This is a genomic window from Streptomyces sp. NPDC033966 (assembly GCF_055575955.1).
Genome location: NZ_JBVIRQ010000007.1, coordinates 414,740 through 424,353 on the forward strand (window position 1 = coordinate 414,740; position 9,614 = coordinate 424,353).

3 protein-coding genes, 1 tRNA gene and 1 rRNA gene are annotated in these 9,614 nt (G+C 70.7%); 1 reads left to right on the forward strand and 4 read right to left on the reverse strand.

The window, feature by feature from the left end:
* Positions 1-136: 136 nt before the first annotated feature.
* Both ACZ518_RS22560 and ACZ518_RS22565 read right to left on the reverse strand, forming a co-directional pair.
* Positions 137-817 (reverse strand): response regulator, encoded by a 681-nt coding sequence (locus ACZ518_RS22560; RefSeq protein ID WP_469114782.1) that lies wholly within the window; start codon positions 815-817, stop codon positions 137-139.
* A gap of 235 nt (positions 818-1,052) precedes the next feature.
* Positions 1,053-6,554, reverse strand: coding sequence for a HAMP domain-containing protein (locus ACZ518_RS22565; RefSeq protein WP_469114783.1), 5,502 nt, complete (start codon positions 6,552-6,554; stop codon positions 1,053-1,055).
* Positions 6,555-6,721: 167 nt separating this feature from the next.
* Here ACZ518_RS22565 and ACZ518_RS22570 point away from each other — a divergent pair, with 167 nt between their 5' ends.
* The gene (locus tag ACZ518_RS22570; RefSeq protein WP_469114784.1) at positions 6,722-9,304 is read left to right on the forward strand and encodes a SpoIIE family protein phosphatase; all 2,583 of its coding nucleotides are present in this window, start codon (positions 6,722-6,724) and stop codon (positions 9,302-9,304) included.
* 139 nt (positions 9,305-9,443) lie between these two features.
* Here ACZ518_RS22570 and ACZ518_RS22575 read toward each other — a convergent pair.
* Together ACZ518_RS22575 and rrf are read right to left on the reverse strand one after the other, a co-directional pair.
* A tRNA-Thr gene (locus ACZ518_RS22575) sits at positions 9,444-9,516 on the reverse strand.
* Positions 9,517-9,521: 5 nt separating this feature from the next.
* Positions 9,522-9,614, reverse strand: a 5S ribosomal RNA gene (rrf, locus tag ACZ518_RS22580); the annotation flags it as partial.

A 9,614-nucleotide genomic window follows, 5' to 3' on the forward strand; every position in this document is an offset into this window, starting at 1 on the left:
ACACGCGTGCCCACCGCTTCACCCGTTCGTGTCGCCCCGCCCCTAAGTGCTTTGACGCCGTGACAGAACTGACGGGTGCCCAGCGGGTTTGCCCGGCGGGCCGCTCCGCCGTCGCGCGGCGGGCGGCCCGGCGGTCTCAGCCCTGCGCGGGCAGGATGGCGGCTCCCCCGCTGGCGCCCGGTTCCAGCGCGTCGAGCGCCCGCCGCAGCCCGGTCAGCTTCCGCTCCAGGTGGGCGGCCGTGGCGACCACCCCGGCGTCCGCCGAGTCCTCGCCGAGCTGCTTGGTCAGCGCCTCGGCCTGTTCCTCGACCGCCGCCAGCCGCGCGGAGAGCTCGGCCAGCAGCCCGGCCGTCTCCCGGCCGCCGTCGCCGTTGGTACCGCCGCCCTCCAGCTGGAGGCGCAGCAGGGCCGCCTGCTCCCGCAGCTGGCAGTTCTTGGTGTAGAGCTCGACGAACACCGAGACCTTGGCGCGCAGCACCCACGGGTCGAACGGCTTCGAGATGTAGTCCACCGCGCCGGCCGCGTAACCGCGGAAGGTGTGGTGCGGACCGTGGTTGATCGCGGTGAGGAAGATGATCGGGATGTCCCGGGTCCGTTCGCGCCGCTTGATGTGCGCGGCCGTTTCGAATCCGTCCATGCCCGGCATCTGGACATCCAGCAGGATGACCGCGAAATCGTCCGTAAGCAGCGCTTTGAGCGCTTCCTCCCCCGACGACGCCCGGACCAGTGTCTGATCGAGCGCGGAGAGGATGGCCTCCAGCGCCAGCAGATTCTCCGGCCGGTCGTCGACCAGGAGGATCTTGGCCTTCTGCACCATGCCCTGTCCTCCTCGCCCCGGCATGGGGCCTCCCCGGCTCCTGGCTCCGGCATGCGCGCCGGGCCCCGCCCCAGAGGACGGCATCCTTGAGCCGTCCGTCCTTGTGCCGGTCATCGTAGCCCCAGTCCCGAGATCGCCACACCCTGTCACCAAGATGTCACTGTGCCCGAAGCGGAAACGTGAGGGGAGACCCAAAGGTTCCCCTCACGGTCTCCGCCCGCGGCCCGTCCTCCGATCAGTTTCCGCGCATGTGCTGTTCCATGACCGCCAGCAGGTAATCGGGCTCGACCGGCTTGGTGACGTAGTCGGAAGCCCCCGAGTCGATGGCCTTCTCCCGGTCCCCCTTCATCGCCTTCGCCGTCAGCGCGATGATCGGCAGCCCCGCGAACTGCGGCATCCGCCGGATCGCCGAGGTCGTCGCGTACCCGTCCATCTCCGGCATCATGATGTCCATCAGCACGACCGCCACGTCGTCGTTCTGCTCCAGGACCTCGATGCCCTCCCGGCCGTTCTCCGCGTACAGCACCGCCAGTCCGTGCTGCTCCAGCACGCTCGTCAGGGCGAACACGTTGCGCACGTCGTCGTCCACGATCAGCACCCGCTCGCCGTGGAAGTCGTACGAGCGCGGCGGCGCCGGCAGCGGCTCCTCCACGTCCCAGGCGTCCCCCTCCGGCTGCCCCGGCACCTCGGCGCGCGGCAGCGGACCGGCCGCCGTCCTGCGCCGGTGCCGGAACAGCGCCGAGGAGCCCTGCCCCGGCGCCTCCGCCGCCGGCGGCGCCTGCCGCGGCGGTGCCGCTCCCAGCGGCGCCGGCAGCGCTGCCGGGAGCGGCTGGACCGCCGCCGGCTCCTCCTCGGCCGCCCTGCGGTACTCCCCGCGCGCCCCGCCGGGCGTCGGCGGCGCGTACCCCTGCGGCGGGAGCTCGCTCGGGTGCAGCGGCAGGTACAGCGTGAAGGTCGACCCCCGGCCGGGCTCACTGGCCGCGTGGATCTCCCCGCCCAGCAGCCGGGCGATCTCCCGGCTGATGGACAGCCCGAGGCCCGTGCCGCCGTACTTGCGGCTGGTGGTGCCGTCGGCCTGCTTGAACGCCTCGAAGATCACCAGCATCTTGCTCGCCGCGATCCCGATCCCGGTGTCGGTCACGGAGAAGGCGATCAGGTCGGCGTCCGCGTCCCGCAGCGACCCCGCCTCCAGCAGCTGTTCCCGGATGGCCGTCGGCACATCGGCCCCGGCGGGCCGGATCACCAGCTCCACGGCCCCGTTGTCGGTGAACTTCACCGCGTTGGACAGCAGGTTGCGCAGCACCTGCAGCAGCCGCTGCTCGTCGGTGTGCAGGGTCGCGGGCAGCTCCGGGGAGACCCGTACCGAGAAGTCCAGCCCCTTCTCCGCGGTCAGCGGCCGGAAGGTGGCCTCCACGTAGTCCACGAGCTGGACCAGTGCGATACGTGTCGGCGAGACGTCCATCTTGCCCGCCTCGACCTTCGACAGGTCGAGGATGTCGTTGATCAGCTGGAGCAGGTCCGAGCCCGCCCCGTGGATGGTCTCGGCGAACTCCACCTGCTTCGGCGACAGGTTCTCGTCCGCGTTGTCGGCGAGCAGCTTGGCCAGGATCAGCAACGAGTTCAACGGGGTGCGCAGCTCGTGCGACATGTTCGCGAGGAACTCGCTCTTGTACCGCATCGAGACCGCGAGCTGCTCGGCACGCTCCTCCAGGACCTGCCGGGCCTCCTCGATCTCGGTGTTCTTCACCTCGATGTCCCGGTTCTGCTGGGCCAGCAGCTCGGCCTTCTCCTCCAGCTCCGCGTTCGCCGCCTGGAGGGCCTTCTGCCGGTTCTCCAGCTCGTCGGAACGCTCGCGCAGCTGCTCGGTCATCTCCTGCGACTGCTTGAGCAGCATCTCCGTCTTGGAGTTCACGGAGATGGTGTTGACGCTCGTACCGATCATCTCGGCGATCTGGCTCAGGAAGTCCTTCTGGATCTGCGTGAACCCCGTGAACGACGCCAGCTCGATGACGCCGAGCACCTTCCCCTCGAACAGCACCGGCAGCACGATCACGTGCGCCGGCGGCGCCTCGCCCAGCCCCGAGGAGATCCTCAGGTAGCCGGGCGGGGTGTTCTCGACGAGGATCGTCCGCTTCTCCTCGGCCACCGTGCCGATCAGCCCCTCGCCGGGCCTGAAGGAAATCGGCATCTGACCGCCCGCGTACGCGTAGCTCCCGCGCATCCGCAGTTCGAACGAGCCCTCCGCGCCGCCGTCCGCCCCGATCTCGGAGGCCCCGCCGGCCGGGACGGCGAGGAAGAAGGCCCCGTGCTGCGCGGAGACCACCGGGGTCAGCTCGCTCATGATCAGGGAGGCCACGTCGTCCAGGTCCCGGCGGCCCTGCATCAGCGCCGAGATCCGGGCGAGGTTGCCCTTGAGCCAGTCCTGCTCCTTGTTGGCCAGGGTGGTGTCCCGCAGGTTGACGATCATCGTGTTGATGTTGTCCTGGAGCACCTGGATCTCGCCCGCCGCGTCCACGTCGACCTTCAGGCTCAGGTCGCCGCGGGTCACCGCGGTGGCCACGGCCGCGATGGCACGGACCTGCCGGGTGAGGTTGCCGGCCATCTCGTTCACGGACTCGGTCAGGTCCCGCCAGGTGCCGTCCACGTCCCGCACCCGGGCCTGGCCGCCGAGGATGCCCTCGGTACCCACCTCGCGGGCCACCCGCGTCACCTGGTCCGCGAAGGACGACAGCTGGTCGACCATCGTGTTGATGGTCGTCTTGAGCTCCAGGATCTCCCCGCGGGCGTCGATGTCGATCTTCTTGGTCATGTCGCCCTTGGCGATGGCGGTCGTGACCATGGCGATCTGCCGCACCTGGCCGGTGAGGTTGGACGCCATGAAGTTCACCGAGTCGGTGAGGTCCTTCCACGTCCCCGAGACCCCCGGGACGTGCGCCTGACCGCCCAGGCGGCCCTCCGTGCCCACCTCGCGGGCCACGCGCGTGACCTCGTCCGCGAACGACGACAGGGTCTTCACCATCGTGTTGACGGTGTCGGCGAGCTGCGCGACCTCGCCGCGCGCCTCGACCGTGACCTTCTTCGTCAGGTCGCCGTTGGCGACGGCCGCCGACACCTGCGAGATGTTGCGCACCTGCGAGGTCAGGTTGTTGGCCATCAGGTTGACGTTGTCGGTGAGGTCCTTCCAGATGCCGGTCACCCCGCGCACCCGGGCCTGCCCGCCGAGGATGCCCTCGGAACCCACCTCGCGCGCCACCCGCGTCACCTGCTCCGCGAAGGACGACAGCTGGTCGACCATCGTGTTCACGGTGGTGACCAGTTCGAGGATCTCGCCCTTGGCGTCCACCGTGATCTTCTTGGAGAGGTCGCCCATGGCCACGGCCGTGGTCACCTCGGCGATGTTGCGCACCTGCGACGTCAGGTTGTTCGCCATGAAGTTGACGGACTGGGTCAGGTCCTTCCAGGTGCCGGAGACGCCCTTGACCTCCGCCTGCCCGCCGAGGATGCCCTCGGTGCCCACCTCGCGGGCCACCCGCGTCACCTGTTCCGCGAAGTTCGACAGCTGGTCGACCATCGTGTTGAGGGTGTTCTTCAGCTCCAGGATCTCGCCCCGGGCGTCCACGTCGATCTTCTGCGACAGGTCACCGCGCGCCACCGCCGTCGCGACCTGCGCGATGTTGCGCACCTGCGAAGTCAGGTTCCCGGCCATGCCGTTCACCGAATCCGTCAGGTCCCGCCACACCCCGGCCACGCCGGGCACCTGCGCCTGACCGCCGAGCCGGCCCTCGGTACCCACGTCCCGGGCCACCCGGGTCACCTGCTCCGCGAAGGCCGAGAGCTGGTCGACCATCGTGTTGATGGTGTTCTTCAGCTCCAGGATCTCGCCCCGGGCGTCCACGTCGATCTTCTGCGACAGGTCACCGCGCGCCACCGCCGTCGTCACCTGGGCGATCTGGCGCACCTGCGAAGTCAGGTTCCCCGCCATGAAGTTGACGGAGTCGGTGAGCTCCTTCCAGGTGCCGGAGACCCCCTCCACCCGGGCCTGGCCGCCCAGCCGGCCCTCGGTACCCACGTCCCGCGCCATCCGCGTGACCTGGTCGGCGAACGAGGACAGCTGGTCCACCATCGTGTTCACGGTGTTCTTCAGCTGGAGCATCTCGCCGGAGACGTCCACCGTGACCTTCTGCGACAGATCGCCGTTGGCCACCGCCGTGGTCACCTGGGCGATGTTGCGGACCTGCCCGGTGAGGTTCCGGAAGGCGGTGTTCACCGAGTCGGTGAGGTCCTTCCACGTACCGGCCGCCCCCGGCACCTGCGCCTGGCCGCCGAGCTCACCCTCGACGCCGACCTCACGGGCCACACGCGTCACTTCCGCACCGAAGGACTGGAGCTGGTCCACCATCGTGTTGACGGTGTTCTTCAGCTCCAGCATCTCGCCGGCCACGTTCACCGTGACCTTCTGCGACAGATCGCCGTTGGCCACGGCGGTCGTCACCTGGGCGATGTCCCGCACCTGCGTGGTGAGGTTGCGGAAGACCGTGTTCACCGAGTCGGTGAGGTCCTTCCACGTACCGGCCGCCCCCGGCACCTGCGCCTGGCCGCCGAGGAGGCCCTTCGCACCGACCTCGCTGGCCACGCGCGTGACCTCGTCCGCGAAGGTCCGCAGGGTCTCCGTCATCTGATTGATCGTTTCGGCCAGCTGCGCGACCTCGCCCCGCGCGCTGACCCGCACCTTCTGCGACAGGTCACCGTTCGCGACGGCCGTCGTCACCTGCGCGATCCCGCGCACCTGCGCCGTCAGGTTCCCCGCCATCGTGTTGACGGAGTCGGTCAGGTCCTTCCACACGCCCGCGACCCCGGGCACCTTCGCCTGGCCGCCCAGCTCGCCCTCCGTACCCACCTCGCGGGCGACGCGCGTCACCTCGGAGGAGAAGGAGGACAGCTGGTCCACCATCGTGTTCACGGTGTTCTTCAGCTGGAGCATCTCGCCGGCCACGTGCACCGTGACCTTGCGCGAGAGATCGCCCTTGGCCACCGCCGTCGTGACGAGGGCGATGTCACGCACCTGAGCGGTGAGCCGGTAGGCCATCGTGTTGACGGAGTCGGTCAGGTCCTTCCAAGAACCGGACATTCCACGCACCTGGGCCTGACCGCCCAGTTTGCCCTCGGTACCGACCTCCAACGCCACCCGCGTCACCTCGTCGGTGAACGCCGACAACTGGTCGACCAGGTTGTTGACCGTGCGCCCGACCTTCAGGAACTCCCCGCGCAGCGGATGGCCCACCCCGTCCGGGGCCTGCGTCCGCAGGTCCATCCGCTGGTCCAGGTCGCCCTCGGCCACCGCCGACAGCACCCGGCCCACCTCGGACACCGGCCGGGCGAGATCGTCCACCAGCTGGTTCGACGCGTCGATCGCGGCCGCCCAGGAGCCCTCGCAGGCCCCCGTCTCCAGCCGCTCGCTCAGCTTGCCCTCACGGCCCACCATCCGCCGGACCCGCGACAGCTCACCGGTCAGGTGCAGATTGCGGTCGGCGACCTCGTTGTAGACGGCGGCGATCTCCGCCATCACGCCCTCGCCGGACACCGTCAGCCGCTTGCGGAAGTTCCCGTCCCGCATCGACACCAGGGCCGTGAGCAGACGGTTCAGAGCGGCGGTGTCGACCTCCGTGGTCCCGTTCCGCCGGGACCGTCCGCCCTTGGGGCGCGTTCCCGTACGTCGCACCGCTGCGCTGGACTCCACCGTGTCCCTCCCGAAAGGGTCGACCTCTGTTCCACCGGACACCGGCTGTCCAAGAGCCGGCTCTCCAAGCCTGCCCAGTGTTTCACCCTGGCCGAACCCGGCGATAACACTTCGGCACCATCGCACACCGGCCGCACCCCGCGGGTGGAATCCCGTACGACGGCCTCATGGCGACCGCGAAGGTAAGTAACCTGGCATCCGATGTCCCACCGCGTCGAAGGAGACTCGTGATCACGGCACGGGCGGCTGCCAGTTTCGACCCTCAAGGGCGGTCGGTCGCCGCCGCCCGCGCGTTCGTGCGCGACACGCTCCAGGGCTGGGGCTTCTCGGACATCGTCGACGACGCGGTCGTGCTGACCAGCGAGCTCGTCACCAATGCCGTGGTGCACGCCGGGACCCGGGCCGAGGTCCTGTGCCTGCGCGCCGAGGACGGCGTACGCGTCGAGGTCGCCGACCGCTACCCCGAGCGCGAGCTGCCCCTGCGGCACCCCGGCGAGCGCCCGTACGCCGATCCCGACCGCGAGAGCGGCCGCGGGCTGATGCTCTGCGCCGCCCTCGCCACCCGCTGGGGCGTCGAGTACACCGCCACCCACAAACACGTGTGGTTCCGCCTCGACCTCCCGGACCGGCCGGTCGGTACCCGCTCCGCGGGCCCCGTCGTACCGGACCAGTTCCTGCCCCTGGCCGAGAGCCGCGTCCGCGTCGCCGTCCTCCAGATCGACGCCACCGACGCCATCTCCGCCTGGAACGACGACGCCGAGCACATCTTCGGCCACCCCGCGGAGAAGGCCCTGGGCCGCCCCCTCGCGGAGCTCGCCGCCTGGCCCCAGACCCCGGGCACCGGCACCGGCGTCGCCGAGGCACTGCGCCTGTCCCGCTGGGAGGGCAGTTACGGCATCCGCGGCGCCGACGGCCGCGTCATCCCCGTCTATGCCTCCCACCTGCGGGTCCGCGACGCCCACGGCGAGCCCTCCATCGTCTGCCTCCTCGTCCACGACGACGAGCGGGCCCTGCTCCAGACCCCCGCACGCGTCCCCTCCTCCGACGGCCAGCACAGCGATCCCCGCCCCACCGACCCCTTCGAGGTCTTCATCGGCTCGCCCGCCCCCGACGACCTCGACGGGCTGCTCCAACGCACCGTCGAGCGGGCCCGCGACATGCTCGACGCCGACGCCGCCTTCCTGCTGCTGGCCACCGACGACGAGACCGAGCTGGAGGTCCGCGCGACCACCGGCCTGCCCTCCACCCGCCAGCGCTTCGCCCGCGTCCCCGTCGAGGCCGGCACCAGCCGCTACGGATCGGCCCGCCTGCCCGCCGTCCACGAAGACCTCGCCGTCGTCCCCGGAGCCGTACCGCTCCTGGAAGCCACCGGCATGCGCTCCGTCATCACCGTCCCCCTCAAGGTCGAGGGCCGCCTCACCGGCTCCCTCGGCGTCGCCGCCGAGGGCCCCGGCCGCTACACGAACGAGGAGGCCCTGCGCCTCCAGTTCGCCGCGGACCGCATCGCCCTCGCCGTCGAGTCCGCCCGCCTCGGCGAGCTGGAACGGCTGCGCCGCGGCTCCCTGTCCTTCCTCGTCGAGGCCTCCGACCTGCTCGCCGGCACCCTCGACCGGGACCAGACCCTGGCCCTCATGGCCCAGATGACCGTCCCGACGCTCGCCACCTGGTGCGCCGTCTACACCATCGCCGACCAGGCCTCGGACCCCTACCTCGCCTACGTCCTGCACGAGGACGAGGAGCGCATCGACGGCCTCAAGGCCCTCCTGTCCCGCGTCGACCCGCCCGAACCGGTCCGCGAGGCCGGTGCCCGCCCCTGGCCGGCGACGGCCGCCGCGGTCGGCGGCGAGACGGTCGTCCTGCCCCTCCTGGCCCGCAACCGGGTGATCGGCATGCTGACCCTCGGCAAGCCCAGCGAGGAGCACTTCCGCCAGGAGATCCTCGAACTCGCCGACGACCTCTCCCGCCGCGCGGCCCTGGCCCTGGACAACGCGCGCCTCTACTCGGAGCGCACCGCCATCAGCCGCTCCCTCCAGCGCAGCCTCCTGCCGCCCGGCTCCCCCGCCATCCCCGGCATGGAGGTCGAGGTCATCTACCGTGCCGCCGGCGAGGGCAACGAGGTGGGAGGCGACTTCTACGACGTCTTCCCGATCCGCGACGGCGCGTACGGTTTCGCCATCGGCGACGTCTGCGGTACGGGCCCCGAGGCGGCGGCCGTCACCGGCCTGGCCCGCCACGCCTTGCGCCTCCTGGCCCGCGAGGGCCTGGGCGGGCCGGCGGTGCTGGAGCGGCTGAACGCGGCGATCCTCGACGAGGGCGCCCGCAGCCGCTTCCTCACCCTCCTCTACGGGGAGCTGCACCCGCAGCCCGACGGCGGCGCCCTGATGAAGGTCGTCTGCGCCGGCCACCCCCTCCCGCTGCGCCTGCGCCCGGACGGCCAGGTCACACCGGCCGCGGAGCCGCAGCCGCTGCTCGGCGTGATCGACGACCTCGACCTCTACGAACAGACCATGACCCTCGACCCGGGCGACGTCCTGCTCTGCGTCACGGACGGGGTCACCGAGCGCCGTGAGGGCACCAGGATGCTCGGCGACGACGGCCTCGCGGAGGTCCTCACCACCTGCACCGGCCTCACGGCGGGCGCGGTCGCCTCCCGCGTCCTGCGCGCGGTCGAACGCTTCGCCGCCGAACCGGCCTCCGACGACATGGCCATCCTGGCCTTCCGCGTCCCCCAGCAGCGCGAAGGCTCCTGACCCCGGCCCCCACGGTTCCGGGTGAGGGGCACGCCGAGGACCGCTCGGCGTGCCGGCGACGTCGTGCTGTGCGCGGAGCCGGCCCGTGAACGCAAAAAAGGCCCCCGCCTGGTGGCGGGGGCCTTTTTTGTGAAGTCAGAGCCCTTTAACGGAATCGAACCGTTGACCTTCTCCTTACCATGGAGACGCTCTACCGACTGAGCTAAAAGGGCGGGTTGTTCGGCGGCGTCCTACTCTCCCACAGGGTCCCCCCTGCAGTACCATCGGCGCTGAAAGGCTTAGCTTCCGGGTTCGGAATGTAACCGGGCGT

Excerpts from the sequence above, each read along its gene's own strand:
- ACZ518_RS22560 (WP_469114782.1), bottom strand. The coding sequence starts at position 817 with ATGGTGCAGAAGGCCAAGATCCTCCTGGTCGACGACCGGCCGGAGAAT.
- ACZ518_RS22570 (WP_469114784.1), top strand. The coding sequence starts at position 6,722 with ATGGCGACCGCGAAGGTAAGTAACCTGGCATCCGATGTCCCACCGCGT.